The organism is Bacillus sp. FJAT-45350 (genome assembly GCF_002335805.1).
Classification (GTDB): Bacteria; Bacillota; Bacilli; order Bacillales; family NISU01; genus FJAT-45350.
Genome location: NZ_NISU01000001.1, coordinates 348,337 through 364,745, shown reverse-complemented (window position 1 = coordinate 364,745; position 16,409 = coordinate 348,337). Strand labels below are relative to the sequence as shown.

17 protein-coding genes and 1 riboswitch are annotated in these 16,409 nt (G+C 36.5%); of the genes, 7 read left to right on the top strand and 10 right to left on the bottom strand.

All coding sequences use genetic code 11. From position 1 onward, the window contains the following. Positions 1-21: 21 nt before the first annotated feature. Complete coding sequence (gene def / locus CD003_RS01805) at positions 22-558, top strand: peptide deformylase (protein ID WP_096199179.1); 537 nt, start codon at positions 22-24, stop codon at positions 556-558. A gap of 43 nt (positions 559-601) precedes the next feature. Here the strand turns inward: def and CD003_RS01800 are convergent, their stop codons facing one another. Next, positions 602-1,375, bottom strand: a complete 774-nt coding sequence (locus CD003_RS01800) for a Cof-type HAD-IIB family hydrolase (RefSeq protein ID WP_096199178.1) — start codon at positions 1,373-1,375, stop codon at positions 602-604. A gap of 407 nt (positions 1,376-1,782) precedes the next feature. On the opposite strand from CD003_RS01800, the gene CD003_RS01795 reads away from it, so the two are divergent. Then, a complete protein-coding gene (locus tag CD003_RS01795; RefSeq protein WP_096199177.1) occupies positions 1,783-1,992 on the top strand; it encodes a DNA-dependent RNA polymerase subunit epsilon in 210 nt (69 codons plus the stop codon). Between the two features lie 3 nt (positions 1,993-1,995). Then, positions 1,996-3,663 carry a ribonuclease J1 gene (rnjA, locus tag CD003_RS01790; protein ID WP_096199176.1) on the top strand — a complete coding sequence of 556 codons (1,668 nt, stop codon included), beginning with the start codon at positions 1,996-1,998 and terminating at the stop codon, positions 3,661-3,663. A gap of 116 nt (positions 3,664-3,779) precedes the next feature. Here the strand turns inward: rnjA and CD003_RS01785 are convergent, their stop codons facing one another. The 4 genes from CD003_RS01785 to CD003_RS01770 all read right to left on the bottom strand — a co-directional run bounded on the left by CD003_RS01785 (position 3,780) and on the right by CD003_RS01770 (position 7,034). Beyond that, complete coding sequence (locus tag CD003_RS01785) at positions 3,780-4,451, bottom strand: potassium channel family protein (RefSeq protein ID WP_096199175.1); 672 nt, start codon at positions 4,449-4,451, stop codon at positions 3,780-3,782. Positions 4,452-4,551: 100 nt separating this feature from the next. Then, positions 4,552-5,784 carry a peptidoglycan recognition protein family protein gene (locus tag CD003_RS01780; RefSeq protein WP_096199174.1) on the bottom strand — a complete coding sequence of 411 codons (1,233 nt, stop codon included), beginning with the start codon at positions 5,782-5,784 and terminating at the stop codon, positions 4,552-4,554. A gap of 162 nt (positions 5,785-5,946) precedes the next feature. Then, entirely contained in the window at positions 5,947-6,399 is a 453-nt protein-coding gene (locus tag CD003_RS01775; RefSeq protein WP_096199173.1) for a redoxin domain-containing protein, read from the bottom strand. 83 nt (positions 6,400-6,482) lie between these two features. Further along, positions 6,483-7,034: a peroxiredoxin gene (locus tag CD003_RS01770; protein WP_096199172.1), complete on the bottom strand. Its 552-nt coding sequence runs from the start codon at positions 7,032-7,034 to the stop codon at positions 6,483-6,485. 520 nt (positions 7,035-7,554) lie between these two features. On the opposite strand from CD003_RS01770, the gene CD003_RS01765 reads away from it, so the two are divergent. The 3 genes from CD003_RS01765 (at position 7,555) to CD003_RS01755 (ending at position 9,410) form a co-directional block, all read left to right on the top strand. Next, positions 7,555-8,394 (top strand): mechanosensitive ion channel family protein, encoded by an 840-nt coding sequence (locus CD003_RS01765; protein ID WP_096199171.1) that lies wholly within the window; start codon positions 7,555-7,557, stop codon positions 8,392-8,394. 123 nt (positions 8,395-8,517) lie between these two features. Further along, positions 8,518-8,844 (top strand): hypothetical protein, encoded by a 327-nt coding sequence (locus CD003_RS01760; RefSeq protein ID WP_096199170.1) that lies wholly within the window; start codon positions 8,518-8,520, stop codon positions 8,842-8,844. A gap of 101 nt (positions 8,845-8,945) precedes the next feature. Then, entirely contained in the window at positions 8,946-9,410 is a 465-nt protein-coding gene (locus tag CD003_RS01755) for a spore coat protein (protein WP_096199169.1), read from the top strand. 53 nt (positions 9,411-9,463) lie between these two features. Here the strand turns inward: CD003_RS01755 and CD003_RS01750 are convergent, their stop codons facing one another. From CD003_RS01750 to dapD, 4 genes are all read right to left on the bottom strand, one after another. Further along, entirely contained in the window at positions 9,464-9,715 is a 252-nt protein-coding gene (locus CD003_RS01750; RefSeq protein ID WP_096199168.1) for a YkuS family protein, read from the bottom strand. Positions 9,716-9,839: 124 nt separating this feature from the next. Further along, complete coding sequence (locus CD003_RS01745) at positions 9,840-10,967, bottom strand: N-acetyldiaminopimelate deacetylase (protein ID WP_096199167.1); 1,128 nt, start codon at positions 10,965-10,967, stop codon at positions 9,840-9,842. Continuing rightward, on the bottom strand, positions 10,967-12,181 hold the full coding sequence (locus tag CD003_RS01740) for an aspartate aminotransferase family protein (RefSeq protein ID WP_096199166.1): 1,215 nt from the start codon (positions 12,179-12,181) through the stop codon (positions 10,967-10,969). Before CD003_RS01740 ends, CD003_RS01745 begins: the two co-directional genes overlap by 1 nt. Positions 12,182-12,409: 228 nt before the next feature. Continuing rightward, on the bottom strand, positions 12,410-13,126 hold the full coding sequence (gene dapD, locus CD003_RS01735; protein WP_096199165.1) for a 2,3,4,5-tetrahydropyridine-2,6-dicarboxylate N-acetyltransferase: 717 nt from the start codon (positions 13,124-13,126) through the stop codon (positions 12,410-12,412). Between the two features lie 278 nt (positions 13,127-13,404). Here dapD and rraA point away from each other — a divergent pair, with 278 nt between their 5' ends. After that, a complete protein-coding gene (gene rraA, locus CD003_RS01730; protein ID WP_096199164.1) occupies positions 13,405-13,887 on the top strand; it encodes a ribonuclease E activity regulator RraA in 483 nt (160 codons plus the stop codon). A 521-nt stretch (positions 13,888-14,408) separates the two neighbouring features. On the opposite strand, the gene aceA is transcribed toward rraA, so the two are convergent. Then, positions 14,409-15,710, bottom strand: coding sequence for an isocitrate lyase (gene aceA / locus CD003_RS01725; protein WP_096199163.1), 1,302 nt, complete (start codon positions 15,708-15,710; stop codon positions 14,409-14,411). 568 nt (positions 15,711-16,278) lie between these two features. After that, positions 16,279-16,378, top strand: a riboswitch (TPP riboswitch). Positions 16,379-16,409 lie beyond the last annotated feature (31 nt).

Genomic DNA, 16,409 nt, shown 5'->3' with positions numbered 1-16,409 from the left:
ACATATAAGGAGTGATTGAAGATGATCACGATGAAAGACGTTGTACGTGAAGGACATCCTGTTCTAAGAGAAGTGGCAAAAGAGGTCCCTACGCCCGCTTCTGCTGAAGACAAAGAAATATTACAAAAAATGCTTGAATTTGTTATAAATAGTCAAGATCCAGAAATAGCTGAAAAATTTGATTTACGTCCTGGAATCGGAATTGCTGCTCCTCAAATTGGGGTAAGCAAACGAATGATTGCTGTTCACCTCGAAGATGAACAAGAGAATTTAATAAGCTACGGAATGTACAATCCACGTATTGTTAGTCATTCTGTTGAAATGACACACTTAGATAACGGTGAAGGTTGCCTATCTGTAGACCGAGAAATACCTGGCCTTGTACCACGTTATGCACGAATTACTGTCAAAGGAACAACTCTAGAAGGAGAAGAAGTTCAAATAAAACTTAAAGGACTTCCCGCTATCGTATTCCAGCACGAGATTGACCATTTAAATGGGATAATGTTCTATGACCGTATAGAAGACTTTAAAGACAAGTTGAAAAAGGACCTATAATGAATGAAAGTTAAAGAGGAAGTGCTTATAGCACTTCCTCTTTCTAGATTAATCCGAGCTTCTTTAGTCCGTGATACAATCCATCCTCATGAACATTATTAGTTACAAGGTCAGCAACCTTTTTGGCCGGGTCTACAGCATTCCCCATCGCGACACCTGTGCCGACATATGCTAGCATCTCGAGATCATTTAACCCATCGCCAAATGCAAATGTATTCTCTATCTTTATATCCCATTTTTTTAAGAGCTCTTCAATCCCTCTTGCCTTCGAACCACCCAAAGGAAGAACATCAATTGAATATGGATGCCATCGAACAAAATCAAAATCCTTATGAGTATCAAGGTATGTAGACTCATGTTCTTCTTCACAGAATAATAATGCTTGAAAAATCTCTTTCTCTTGGTAAAAAGTTGGCTGATATGGTGGATATGGAAGCTTCAAACTCCCAATACTTTCAACGATATACGGATGTTCCTCATGGTTAGAACGTGCAGTTTTATGATCAAGGAAAACCATCGGATGCTTTGAATTAGCCGCATGACTTTCTAGTGTTTGTAAATGCGATTTGCTCAAGGGATTTTTATAAATAACCTCCCCCTTATCTACAATATAAGACCCATTAAAGCTAATATAAGAATCTATACTAAGATCTTTACATAATGTCTGAAACATAAAAGGCGCTCGGCCAGTAGCTATTGCCACATGGATACCATTCTTCTTTAAAAGGGAGATTGCTTCTAACGCAGAATCAGGAATATTTTTTTCCTCATCTAAAATTGTTCCGTCAATATCTAAAAACACTAATTTTTTCTCCATTTAGTTTACTCTCCTTTATTACTATCCTATAGTCTAATGTACCACATTTGCTAAATATATTCTTAGTCATACAGCATCTCCATTTTTTACCTTGTAGATGTTTGGCATTCCTTTCACATACTAAGAACAAAGTAGGGAAATACCTCGAACATAAAAGTGAAAGGAGTGTATAAAAAATGTTAAAGCGATGGCGTGAAAGGTTATTAAAGCGTTTCCGAACTCTTCTACCAAATGGAAAATATAAGTCCTCTCTTCAAAGATAAGTTGCATATTACGTTAGAAAGTGGTATTAATAGGAAACATGCAAATTTTAGTTAAGTGATTGGTAATGAAAATAAAAACATGAAAAACAAACCAATTTCATTTATAATGATAAAATAGAAACTATTCGTTAAGGAGAGGTAATTATGATTTTTAAAGTATTTTTTCAAGAAAGTATTTATCAATCACCGGTGCGTGAAAATACAAAAGCAATTTATGTAGAAGGTGTGAGCGAGTCAGATGTACGCCTTAAGTTAGCTGACCGTAACTACAATATCGAATTCATTCGTCCTGTATCTGGAGAGTACCTTGAGTACGAACAACAACACGAAGACTTTAAAGTGGAGAAGATATAGTATATGAAGCAAATAAAAAATAATCAGGCAGCCGTTTATGCGCTAGGTGGTCTCGGTGAGATTGGAAAGAACACATATGCTGTTCAATTCCAAGATGAGATTATCTTAATTGATGCTGGTATAAAGTTCCCAGAGGATGAGTTATTAGGGATTGATTATGTCATACCAGACTATTCTTATTTACAAAAGAATGCAGACAAAATTAAGGGACTATTTATCACACATGGCCATGAAGATCATATTGGTGGTATCCCTTATCTACTTAGAGAAATTAATGTTCCTATCTATGGTGGTAAATTAGCCTTAGGCTTACTTAAAGGTAAATTAGAAGAACACGGATTAATCCGAAAATCTAGACTGATCGAAATTCACGAAGATCAAGTTATCAAATTTGCAAAAACATCCGTATCTTTCTTCCGCACAACACATAGTATTCCTGATTCTTATGGAGTAGTTGTGAAAACACCACCAGGAAATATCGTTCATACAGGGGATTTCAAATTTGATTTTACCCCTGTTGGTGAACCAGCCAACTTAACAAAAATGGCTAAAATCGGTGAAGAAGGCGTCCTTTGCTTACTTTCAGATAGTACAAATAGTGAAATTCCAGAATTTACAATGTCGGAGCGAAAAGTAGGAGAAAGTATAGAATCCATTTTTCGTAAAGTAGAAGGCCGTATTATTTTTGCTACATTCGCCTCTAACATCCACCGATTACAGCAAGTTGTTGAATCTGCAGTTAAATACCAACGTAAAGTTGCTGTATTTGGTCGTAGTATGGAATCGGCTATTACAATTGGACAAGAGTTAGGTTATATAAAAGCACCAAAAAATACATTTATTGACACTTCCCAATTAAATAAGTTACCTGATAACCAAGTAACTATTTTATGTACCGGAAGTCAAGGTGAACCAATGGCTGCTTTATCACGTATTTCAAACGGTACTCATCGCCAAATTCAAATTATTCCTGGAGATACAGTTGTATTTTCATCATCACCAATCCCAGGAAATACATTAAGTGTTAGTAAGACAATTAATCAGTTATACCGTGCAGGAGCAAATGTTATTCATGGTGCTTTAAGTGATATTCATACATCAGGTCACGGTGGTCAAGAAGAACAAAAGCTTATGCTACGTTTAATGAAACCACAATATTTCATGCCGATCCATGGAGAATACCGTATGTTAAAGATGCACACAGTCCTTGCTCAAGATTGTGATGTGAAAGCTGAAAATTGCTTTATTATGGACAACGGTGAAGTACTTGCCCTTCATCCAGATGAAGCAGGTGTTGTTGGTAAGGTACCTTCTGGTTCAGTGTATGTTGACGGAAATGGAATTGGTGATATCGGAAACATCGTTCTTAGAGACAGACGTATACTTTCTGAAGAAGGTCTTGTAGTAGTTGTCGTAAGTCTAAATATGAAAGAATTTAAAGTTACCGCAGGTCCTGATATTATCTCTCGTGGATTTGTCTATATGAGAGAATCTAGCGACTTAATTCACGAAGCTCAAAAGCTACTAGCAACACACTTAGACGGTATTATGGAAAGAAAGACAACACAATGGTCAGAAATCAAAAATGAAATTAGTGATTTACTCGGACCATTCCTCTACGAAAAAACAAAACGTAAGCCAATGATTCTTCCGATTATTATGGAAGTATAAAAACAAAAACCGAAGGGTGCTTTTGTTGGAAGTAGTGTGCTGAGCCTTTGCCTCCTCGAATTCGCTCTCTAACCTTAAAAGTGCTAGATGGACTTTCAATCCCATCTAGCACTTTTTTAATCATCATCATCCAACAAACTCTTTTCCAAACGATTAATATCCTTATCGGCACCAATTACAATTAGTATATCTCCTCTTATGATTGATTCGTGTGCCATAGGTGAGACATTAATATCCTCACCTCTTTTAATCGCCATAATATTACAACCGTATTTTGCACGAACATCTAGTTCTATTAACGTTTTTCCATGCATGATGTTTCCTGCAATTAGCTCGACAATGCTATATTCATCCGATAGCTCTAAATAATCAAGAACATTTTTTGATACGATATTATGGGCAATCCGTACACCCATATCCCGTTCAGGATGAATAACTTTATCTGCTCCTATCTTAATCAATACCTTTTCATGATAATCATTTTGAGCCTTAACTGTTATATGATTAACTCCTAATTCTTCTAAAATAAGTGTCGTTAAAATACTCGCTTGAATATTGTCACCAATTGCAACAATCACATGCTCAAAATTACGTATTCCTAACGACTTTAGAGTATTCTCATCAGTAGAATCAGCTACAACGGCATGCGTGACAATGTTTTTATATTCATTAACTTTCGTTTCATCTGTATCAATTGCTAATACATCCATCCCTTGTTTACTTAATTCCTTACATACACTCCCACCAAATCGTCCAAGACCAACAACGGCAAATTGTTTTTTTTTCATTTTACCCCTACTTACTCTTAGTTCATATATTGTTACCTATATATTAGCATATACAATCAGATAAATTTCTAGAATAGATTAATTAGTCAAATAACCAACTTTAATCAAATAACCTTCTCCATGTTTGTGTTCCTACAATTCCATCTACAGTTATATTTTCTCTCCGTTGAAATTCTCGTACTACTCTTTCTGTTTGAGGTCCATATAAGCCATCCACTTGAACTCCCAGTCTCCTTTGTACTCTCTTTACATCATCCCCTCTAAGATAAGGAGTTTGTAATGACAATAAGCGGTGATAACTTGGTTCTGTATCGGTCACACGGTCTAATGATCTCCAAGTTTGTGGGCCTACAATTCCATCTACAGTCAATTGGTGCCTCTGTTGGAATTCTCGAACTCGTTGTTCTGTTTCTGAACCAAAGATACCATCAACCATCGCTCCTACTTTTTGTTGAACTTCTCGTACATCAGTCCCTCTCATCATAGGCCTCATATTCCGTAATAATCGTCTTGATTCACTAGCAAAGCTCTCTTCCCTCTCATCTGGTTCATCTGTAGGGGAACCATGCTCTATGATATCGTCAGAAGCCTGATAATTCTCTAACGCCCTCCGTGTCTCCGGTCCTACAATTCCGTCTACAGAAATAGAAGCAGCCCGTTGAAATCGCTGAACCGCATCAAACGTTTGTGGACCATATATCCCATCTATAGGTCCTGGCTTAAATCCTAACTCATCTAATCTTTCTTGAACTTCCCTCACATCATCGCCTTGATCACCTCTAGAGATAATCGTTCGTTGTCTAGGGCCAGAAATATAGTTAGGTGATGGTATCGAGCTCGGGACAGTTGTCCCCGCTTCTCTCGCAAGGTCTCTTCGAAATTGACTCATACTAATTGAAGGACACGCTTTCCAAGAGTAGCCCGGAAATTCAATATGCCCCCAGACATCTTCCACAGAAACACCGCTCAATTCATCTAATAAAGATAGAACTAAGTTTATCGTTGCTGTTTTTTGAGCATTTCCTAATGTTTGTGTTCGAAAATCTCCTACCATACAAATACCCACAGCTCTACTATTACTATTTCCAACATGATAACTAACTACTTCTAAATCGTGACAGAGACTGATTGTTCCGTCTTTATCTACGACGTAATGATAACCAATACCAGGCCAGCCTAATGTATTCACATGATATCTTGCAAAAGCTTCTGCGCTCCCTGATGTCGTTGCACTATGATGAATGGCAATATTCCGTATCCCACTTTTTGCACGACGTCGATACGTTCTACTTCTATGTCTTGTAAGTGAATTTCTTTTATCTATAATATTCAACTAAACCACCTCAAGATATGTATATGCCTACTGAGTGGGTGTGGGTGACTTTTAAACAGAACAAAAACTGCAAAGCGGTCTTTTATTTAGCCAAAGCTTAAGTATTTTTAATTTCGTAGGCCATTATAAAAAGCGACTTGCATGTGCAAATCGCTCTAATTACTATTCTTTAATACCCAATACACGGTTGACACGCTTCGTTAACATTTTCATACCGCCACCGCCAGCTTGGAAATGTCGAAGGTTACCTTCTTCGTCAAAAACGTAATACGCAGGTACATATTCATTTTCAAACGCATCTGTTATTTTATGCCCATTATCAATTGCAATTGGTTGTGTAATCTCATGCTCTGCTGCCACTTTCTTAATTTCATCAAGGTTTAAATCCTTTTCCGAACGTGGCATATGAATTGCAATTACATTTAATTGGTCCTTATAGTTGTCTCTAAATTCATTCACATTTGGCATTGCCTCTTTACATAGTCCGCAAGAAATTGACCAAAAGTGTATTAAAGTTGGTTTGTTGCCAATTAAATCTTCTCTTTTTACTTCACCGTTTAACCATTCAGTAGCACCGGATAATTCCGGTAATGGAGAACGTAATTTTAATGCCATAGTAAATCGCCTCTTCTCTCATGTAATAAAAAGGCCTAACACATAACTGCTAGACCTCTCTCATTTTATATATTATGCATTTATTATACGTTTAATGTTTCTTGACCTGGCTTCCAGTTTGCTGGGCAAAGTCCACCAGTTTGAAGTGCTTGAAGTACACGTAAAGTTTCTTCAACGTCACGTCCAATGTTGTTGTGGTTAACAACAGAATACATTAATTCACCTTCTGGGCTGATGATGAATAGACCACGAAGAGCAATACCTTCTTCTTCGATTAATACACCATAGTCACGAGCCACTTGGTGATTAGTATCAGCAGCTAAAGGATATTTTAACTCACCTAAACCATTTTCGTCACGAGACGTGTTGATCCATGCTTTGTGAGTGTGGACTGTATCAGTAGATACACCAATTACTTCAGTATCTAAATCTTCGAACTCGTCAAAACGGTCACTTAAAGAAGTAATTTCTGTTGGACAAACGAAAGTGAAGTCCATTGGGTAGAAATAAAGTACTGTCCATTTGTCGTTCTTCATGTTCTCTTCTAAACTTACTTTACCAAATTCCTTGTTCGGTAATACTGCATCCATCTCAAAACGAGGTGCTTGTTTTGCTACCATACGCTTATCTGTCATATGTAAAACCTCCTAAAATTATTCCTAATATTTTTGTTTACAATGATTATTATAAAAGAAGAGTTATTTTTAGTCAATATTAAATTATAATTAATTTAAACTGCATAATTAACCCTACTATAATAATGCACTGTACGTATTATACCCATGTTTTAATGAGTTACACTCAATTCATGAACAATTTTATTATAGACGATTTGTCCTTTTTTTACTAATAATATGCATCTGAAATTCTCATTTATTATGCATGCAATTCAATATAACAAGCTCTTTATTAATAAATATTCTATAAACAATAGAAACAATTGATGTTTCTGTAGTCATACTCATCTTTTATAAGGTCCTCTCGCATGATTTATAACCTCTAGTTTGAGAGGAATATAAATCTATGTTACGATTATTTTAGAGGCTATTCTTTTTGATTAGTAATAGTAGCAAAAGGGTATATATAAATAGATTTAGCATTTTACTACTATTACTATTTAAAAAATGCGCTAAAAAATTGATTGGAGTGTCATTAATGAATAATTGGTTAGAAGAGGTTGATTGGTCCACTATGTTAAATAGTGCTCTAGTTATCATCTTGCAGATAGTCCTCGTAATTATTGCATTTTTTGTAGCAAAGGGAATTGGGAAGAAGATTATCTCGACAGGATTTTCGAGAATGGCAGAGCAAAAGAATATGTCAAAAGGCCGTGTCATGACATTAGAAAAACTATCTATAAATGTATTTTCGTATGCTCTTATTTTTGTATTTATTACAATTATTGTTGGGATATTCGGGCTTGAAATAGCACCATTAATTGCGGGTGCCGGTATTATCGGTCTTGCTATCGGGTTTGGTGCACAAGGACTAGTTAGTGATGTTGTTACTGGATTTTTCATTTTATTAGAGAAACAAATCGAAGTAGATGATTATGTTACAACAGGTGGACTTGATGGTGTTGTTGAAGAGGTTGGGTTACGTACGACAAAGATTCGTGGCTTTGATGGTACTCTTCATTTTATACCGAATCGGGAAATTAGTAGTATTAGCAACCACTCAAGAGGTAATATGCGCGCACTTGTAGATCTGAGTATTTCATATGATGATGATATTGACAAAGCTATTGTGGTTCTTCAAGAAGCTTGTGATAAAATTGCCGTAGATGAACCAGCAATAAAAGAAGGCCCTAATGTAGTTGGTGTCCAAAGCCTTGGTGATTCTGATGTTGTCATTCGAATTATTGCTAAAACAGAAAATATGTCTCAATGGGCCGTAGAAAGAAAGCTTCGTAAGGGTTGTAAAGAGGCCCTTGATGCAAATGGAATCGAAATTCCGTTTCCACATCAAGTTTATATTCAAAAAAATAATGACTAATAGTTCCAGGCGAGAAAATGGCACCCATTTTCTCGCCTTTTTATATGAATACCTATACACATTTTGCCCTCGAGCATATTGTACTATTGGGAGCATTCCAATTTTTTTAGGAGGTTTTATATCATGGATAAGGAACAATTAGGTTTAGACTTAAAGAATCAACAAAAACTAATGGAAATGGTTGTGGATAAAACATTAAAAAAGCACCATGTAAATAAAGCTGACAATGATTTATCACCAGAAGAAAAGAAAAACATTAAAGAAATCGTTGATAACATTAAAACAGAAGTAGAAGGATTTCTAGCTAAAAAGAATACGAAAACAGAAAAAGACTTTGTAGATAGCAACCCTAACGTACAAGAACAACAACAAGAACTAGTAAGACCAAAAAGGCAGTTTCACTCCGCAAATAACCCAAATACAGTTCGAACGTTCTTAAATAGAAAGTAGTCATTCGAATAAAAATTGGTCATCCGCACTAGGGTAACTGTCCAAACAAAGACGCCCTCCTATCATAGGATGAGAGTAGATAATGAAAGGAGGAATTAAACATGAATCAAGATGTTTATCGTTCAAGTGCAAAACCAAGTTCAAATTGGTCTGCTCTAGACCCTAAAACAAAACATCCATTGTGCCCAACTGAGCCTCAAGATACTCAAGGTGCTGAACAAACAAACAAAACTCTTCAACTATCTGAAGAATATATTTATATTAAAGATTCTTGTGATATTTCAGTAAATACAACAGACACGAAAGCAGCTGTTTCATTACAAGCTTCATTACAAGCAGCTATTGCAATTGTTATCAGCATATCAATCGCTGATAGCTCTCGAGCAGAAAAAATCACTCAAGATTTACTACAGTCTTCTAAAATTAAACAAATCACACACCAAAAAACAATTATTGAAAACTCTAGAAACGTTGATGTAACAACAACGGATACTCAAGTAGCCCTAAATATCCAAGTATTACTTCAAATACTATTAGCGTTACTTGTTAAGCTAGACATTCTTTAAGTAATAGATTACAAAAGGAGCCAAAATCAGTTAGATTTTGGCTCCTTTTCTTTTTATTGACCTTGATTAAGTTTTTGTTCTACTTGTTGACATACTTCATCAGCATTCATACCATGTGCATTAATAACAGAACCATTTGTCACTACATTTTGAATACCCATTACATTTTGATCCTGACCAGTAATTACGCAGCAATCGCAACCAGTAGCATCTTGCTCTTGTTTCAATTGAACAACCTCATACCCTTTTGATTGTAATTCTTGTTGTACAGCAGTTAACGATTGTTCTACACCAATTTTTGGCATATGTAGCACCTCCAGAAAAGTCAATAACTTAATTTCAATGTTAGTATTTGCCTTTCTAGAAGAACTATACAAAAAAATTTATAAAGCTAATAAGTAATAAAAAGTTCAAAAAGGTAGACTCTCTCTACCCTTTTGAACTTACTTTATAGCTTAAATATTCAACGAACAAATCGACAGCTACTTGAATCGCATCCTCATTAGGCTTTAATTTCGCATCATGTAATCCGTGTTCGCTATCTACACCTAACCAAAACATAAAACCTGGAATTTCCTCAAGGAAATATCCAAAGTCTTCTCCTGTCATTGCTTCGGTACATTCAATTAAGTTAACTTTAGTTTTAGAAAAGTCCATAAACTCTCTAGTTAATTGGCTATCATTGAAAACCTGACAGTAATTCGAACCATAATCAATTGTCGCCTTGCAGTCAAACCCAACTTCAATTCCATTAACAAGAGCTTCTATTCTTTGTTTTACTTTCGTCATAGACTCAATCGATAATGTACGAATAGTCCCTTCGATTCTAGATTTCTCAGCGATAATATTTTGCTTCGTTCCACCAGTAATCTTACCAATCGTCACAACAGCTGAATCAAGAGGGTCCACATTCCTCGCAACAATCGTTTGCAACTGTGTTACTAGATGACTTGCTGCCACTACCATATCATTTGCAGTGTGGGGATAAGCAGCATGTCCACCTTTCCCTTTTAGGTCAATAAATAGTTCAGATGTATTAGCAAATAAGAGCCCTTCTCGTGTAGCAATTGTTCCGACTGGATATTCAGGAGCAATGTGAAGTGCGACCATCTGATCTGGCTTCCACATGTTCAAAATATCACTTTCTAACATTAACTGTGCTCCACCAGGTCCTTCTTCTGCTGGCTGAAAAATAAATAGCAAATCATCATTTCCAGGGCTTTTAGCAAAGTGTGTTAACACCCCAAGTGCAATCGTCATATGAAAATCATGTCCACAAGCATGCATATTTCCTTCATGTATTGATTGAAATGGATAATCTGTTTCTTCCGTTATTGGTAACCCGTCAATATCAGCACGGTAGGCGATCATTTTCGAGGGACTAGTTCCCTTCACTTTAACAACAATCCCCGTTCTCCAAGTTTTTTGTTCCAAATTCTCTTGAGGTAAAGAGTTAATATAATCCAATAAAAATGCTTGCGTCTTTACTTCTTCATAGCCAAGTTCTGGTATTTGATGTAATTGACGACGAATGTCAATGAGCTTGTCTTTATTCATTACGAAGTGACCTCTTTCTCAAGAGTGAGCAAATTTGTTTCAAATGTTTCAACAAATTGGTCTACTTCCTCCTTGAGTAATGTTAACGGAGGCAATAAGCGAATAATAGTTTGTTGTGTTACATCAACTAAAAAACCATCTGATAGCATTTTTCGCTGTAAATCTTTCGCAGATTCAGGATCGACTTTCGTAACAATTCCTAACATCATTCCTTTACCTCGAATCTCAGACACTAATGTTGGGTATTTTTCCTTTAAGCTTGTTAATTTACTCATTAAATAGTCAGCTTGTTTTCTTCCCTTTTCTAATTGCCCATCTTCTAGTAGTACTTTCATTACTGTATTACCTAGCGCAGCACTTAGTGGAGCAGGTGCAAAAGTAGTCCCGTGGTCACCCGGCTTGAACAAATGACTAATATGTTGTCCTACTATTATCCCTCCAAGTGGTAATCCTCCACCTACACCTTTAGCAAAAAGAATGACATCTGGTGTGACCCCTGCATACTGATAGGCGAATAGCTTACCAGTACGCCCAATTCCTGTTTGAATTTCATCCATACAACAAAGGGCGCCGTACTCTTTACAAAGTGCTGATACTTGTTTCAAATATTCTTCAGTTAACGGAACAATACCCCCTGATCCTAATACAGGTTCCATAATGACTGCAGCTGGCTTTTTCGTTCTTAATACCTCTTTAAGCGCTTCAACATTTTCTGGCTCTATTTCATATACAGGTGTGTCTGTTACAGGAAAGTCCTGATACACCCCTGGTTGCCTAGTTAATTTTAACGCTCCAAGTGTTCTACCATGGAAGCTTTTTTGAAGAACAACAATCCCATTTCTTTTTTCTGGTTGTTCCTTTGTCCACTTATGAACTAGCTTTAAAGTTGCTTCTGTTGCCTCGGCACCTGAATTTACGAAGAACACTTTGCCGTCAATTGTGTTCTTTATAAGCTTTTCCGCCAATTGAATTGCAGGTGGATTTAAGAAAACATTAGAAATATGAAGAAACTTTTCACCTTGCTCCTTAATTGTACGCACAATCTCAGGGTGGGAATGCCCTAGTATATTAACAGCAAGTCCTGTAAAAAGGTCTAAGTATGACTTTCCGTTCACATCATACAATCGGTTTCCTACACCTTTCTCAATGGCAATCGGTAAACGATTATATGTTGACATCATGTATGTTTGGTCGAGGTTTTGCCAATCTGTCATCATAACTACCCCTTTTCTTCTTATAAATGTGGCATCCATCAAGCTTAGATTAGCCTAATGAATGCCAGTAAATTTCTTGTATAGAATATCGTGTAGTATCAATGGCTTCGCACGTTGTTCACCTCCCTAGGAAAAAACACTCCTAGTAAGGCTTTAAAAAGATTACAACGGCTTCGCTCATTGCTCCGAGAAAGATTAAAAAGTGAACACCACTTTTATCTTACTCTTTTAGTCATTTAAACGACGTAGCTCTTGCTTGATTTCAGTTTTTCCTTTTGTTTTTTCATCGATTTCTTTAATTACACGAGCAGGTGTACCAGCGACAACAGTGTTTGGTGGTACATCTTCAGTTACAATAGCTCCAGCTGCAACTACAGCACCTTTTCCAACTCTTACGCCTTCTAGAACAACTACGTTTGCACCAATTACTACATCATCTTCAACGATTACTGGTTGAGCTGAAGGTGGCTCAATAACACCAGCTAATACAGAACCTGCACCAACGTGACAGTTCTTACCAACAGTAGCTCGTCCACCAAGTACTGCGTTCATATCGATCATTGTACCTTCACCGATTACTGAACCAATATTAATTGAAGCCCCCATCATAATAACAGCATTGTCACCAATTTCAACTTGGTCACGAATTATTGCACCTGGCTCAATACGAGCTTTGATATTTTTCATGTCAATTAGAGGTACCGCTGAGTTACGACGGTCATTTTCTACAACATAATCTTCAATTTGTCCTTCGTTCGCTTTGATTGCAGCATCGATTTGCTCCCAATCACCGAAAAGAACTCCTACATTACCAGTAATAAATGCTTTTGTATCTGCACCAAAGTCAATACCTTCTAGCTGACCTTTAATATGTACTTTAACCGGTGTTTTCTTAACACTAGTTGAGATAAATTGAATAATTTCGTTTGCATCCATCATTTTCATTATTATTCCTCCTTAGTTATGTACCATTATCACTCTAATAATAGTAGTGCCTCGTAGAAAAAGCAATCATTCACTAACTGTCTCTTCTTCATCGTAGACTGTTTTGATTGTATCAAAAATTTCCTCTTTACTCTATTAAATCATCTTATTTTTACGCAAAAAAATTAAGAAAAAGTACTTTTTTGTCATAAGTTATCATTTATTGAACTAAAGCGCAGGAAAAATAAACGAAAATATCGAATATTTACACTATATTCTTTTTAGGAGGTACTTTAAATATGACACTACATACTGCTGATATTTGTGATGTACATGTAGAAAAAGTAAAACTTGCTGAGCCAGTTTTTTCACACTTCGGAAAGAAAAAGGCATTTTCAGGACCAATCTGTACAGTAAGAGTTTTTGAAGACAATGTCCTTGTTAAAAAAGCACTACAAGAAATCCCTGAGGGAAGTGTTCTAGTCGTTGATGGTGCTGGATCAAGAAAGTGCGCATTAATGGGAGATAACCTTGCTGAAATTGCTGTTTCTAGAAACCTAGCAGGTGTGATAATCAATAGCTGCATTAGAGACTCTGGTCAAATTAACGAAATGAAAATTGGAGTTTTTGCTTTAGGGACTAACCCGATTAAAAGCATTAAACAAGGAAAAGGGGAAGAAAATGTTCCTGTTCAATTTGCAGGAATTAACTGGATTCCAGGTCAGTTTGTTTATGCTGACACAGATGGAATTTTAATTTCTGAAGAAGAATTACAACTATAAGGTTATGGCTTCCCACTATTTTTTTATAGAATTATATTTAAGACAGCACTGAGATAGCATTTTACTCAGTGCTATTTATATTTATTTACATCCAAAGGCAAAGAATTTTACTGAAATGATCATTATATCTTTTGTATCAATTTTTAGCGCAGAACAAAAGAGGTTGAGGCACAAGTCTTAAATAAAGGGTGCAATGGCTCCGTCCGCTACGCGCCTTGAAAGAAAATACCACTCCTTTCAATCCTTGTAAAAGATGTGGCGACTTCGCTCATTGCTTCGGAGGCTGGGACAAAAGGTCAAAAGCAGACCTTTTGTAACAGCCTTGTTTAAAGAAATGTGCGGAGCCACTACCTGTTTAAAAGTATAGTGACAAGTGGGTTTCTTGGCGCTATACGCGTAGTCCAAGGAGCCATTGCCCTTCTTTGGATAAGCTTTCACTTATCCACTGCTTAAGTATTTTTTAATTTCCTGGTAAGCGCTTAAAAACTCCGCCCAATGGACGGAGTTTCATATGAAGATTATTATTTTTGGAATTGTGCTTCTTCAGTAGACCCTTTAAGAGCAGTTGTTGAAGAAGTCCCACCTGTAATAGTTTGTGCCACTTCATCGAAGTAACCAGTTCCAACTTCACGTTGGTGACGAGTTGCAGTGTAACCAAACTCTTCAGCAGCAAATTCAGCTTGTTGAAGCTCAGAGTATGCACCCATTCCACGAGTTTTGTATCCACGAGCAAGTTCAAACATGCTGTAGTTAAGTGCATGGAATCCTGCAAGTGTAACGAATTGGAATTTGTAACCCATTTTTCCAAGTTCTCTTTGGTATTCTTCGATTGTTGCTTTGTCAAGGTTAGCTTCCCAGTTGAATGATGGCGAGCAGTTGTATGCAAGCATTTTTCCAGGGAATTTAGCATGGATAGCATCAGCAAATTGCTTCGCTTCTTCCAGGCTTGGTTTTGAAGTTTCGCACCAGATAAGGTCTGCATATGGAGCATAAGCAAGACCACGAGAGATTGCTTGGTCGATACCACAATTAGTGCGGTAGAAACCTTCAGCAGTTCTTTCACCTTGTTTGATGAACGGCTTATCGTTATCATCAATATCACTTGTAATTAAATCCGCTGCATCAGCATCAGTACGAGCAACGATTACTGTAGGAACTCCAGAAACGTCCGCTGCTAGACGAGCACTAATTAAGTTACGGATTGCATTTTGAGTTGGGATAAGTACTTTACCACCTAAGTGACCACATTTTTTCTCAGAAGCTAATTGGTCTTCGAAGTGAACACCAGCAGCACCAGATTCAATCATACCTTTCATTAATTCAAATACGTTTAACTGGCCACCGAAACCTGCCTCAGCATCTGCAACGATTGGTAGGAAGTAATCTACGTCACCTTCGCCTTCCATATGTTGAATTTGGTCTGCACGAGATAAAGAGTTGTTAATACGTTTTACAACTTGTGGTACAGAGTTAGCCGGATATAAAGATTGGTCTGGATACATTTGTCCAGCTAAGTTAGCATCTGCTGCTACTTGCCACCCACTAAGGTAAACTGCTTTAAGACCAGCTTTAGCTTGTTGTACCGCTTGACCTCCAGTTAATGCTCCTAGAGCGTTAACGAATGGCTCTTCATTAATAAGATTCCAAAGCTTTTCAGAACCGCGACGTGCTAATGTATGTTCAATAACTACAGAACCTTGAAGACGAACTACTTCCTCTGCTGAGTATGGACGTGTTACTCCTGCCCAACGTGGGTCGTTGTCCCATTGTTCCTGCAATTTTTTAGCTGCTTCTTGAATGTTTACTTTTGTCATAGTCTCCATCTCCCTTAATTGTTTAATAAATAAGTAAAAGTTGAAATTTTATGAAAAAAATCTTTGCTGCCGTTTTGTCTGGTGACGACTGTAAGGAGTAGCTTACATTGAGCCGTCACCTGTTTGAGAAAGTTAGGTTTTTTTGCCAAATGAGAAAGTTATAAGTCTAACAATGAGTAATTGCGTCGTACGAGAATAGTAGAAACATAGTATTAATTGTCAGTTTCTTGTATTCTCTCTTCTGTATTACTACAGGTTGTTATCTTATGTCCTTATGATATAACAGAGAAAAATAAATTACAACCACTTTTTTCATATTTTGGCCTATTTTAAATAAGTCTTAATTTTCTGTTAATTTAAACCCTTATGTAACAGTAGTTACGGCTATTTAGTAAGCGCTTGCAAATATTATTTTTTTCTAAAAAATGTTGTTATAAGACAACTCAATTGGTATTTCATATAATAAAACAGTTATATTATTCATTGAACATTCAGCAAATTCCACCAGAAGTTTTATATTGTTTTTATAGTCTATTTATGTTAGTTTTCTATATAGTTATAGTAAAAATAATAAAATAGTTTCCGCTAGGGGTGCTGATATGCTGAGAGAGGTTTTAGCCTTAACCCTTACACCTGATCTAGTTAAAACTAGCGTAGGGAAGTGGATGGGATACATATGAGCTTTTTAATTTGATTTAAAAATGATAT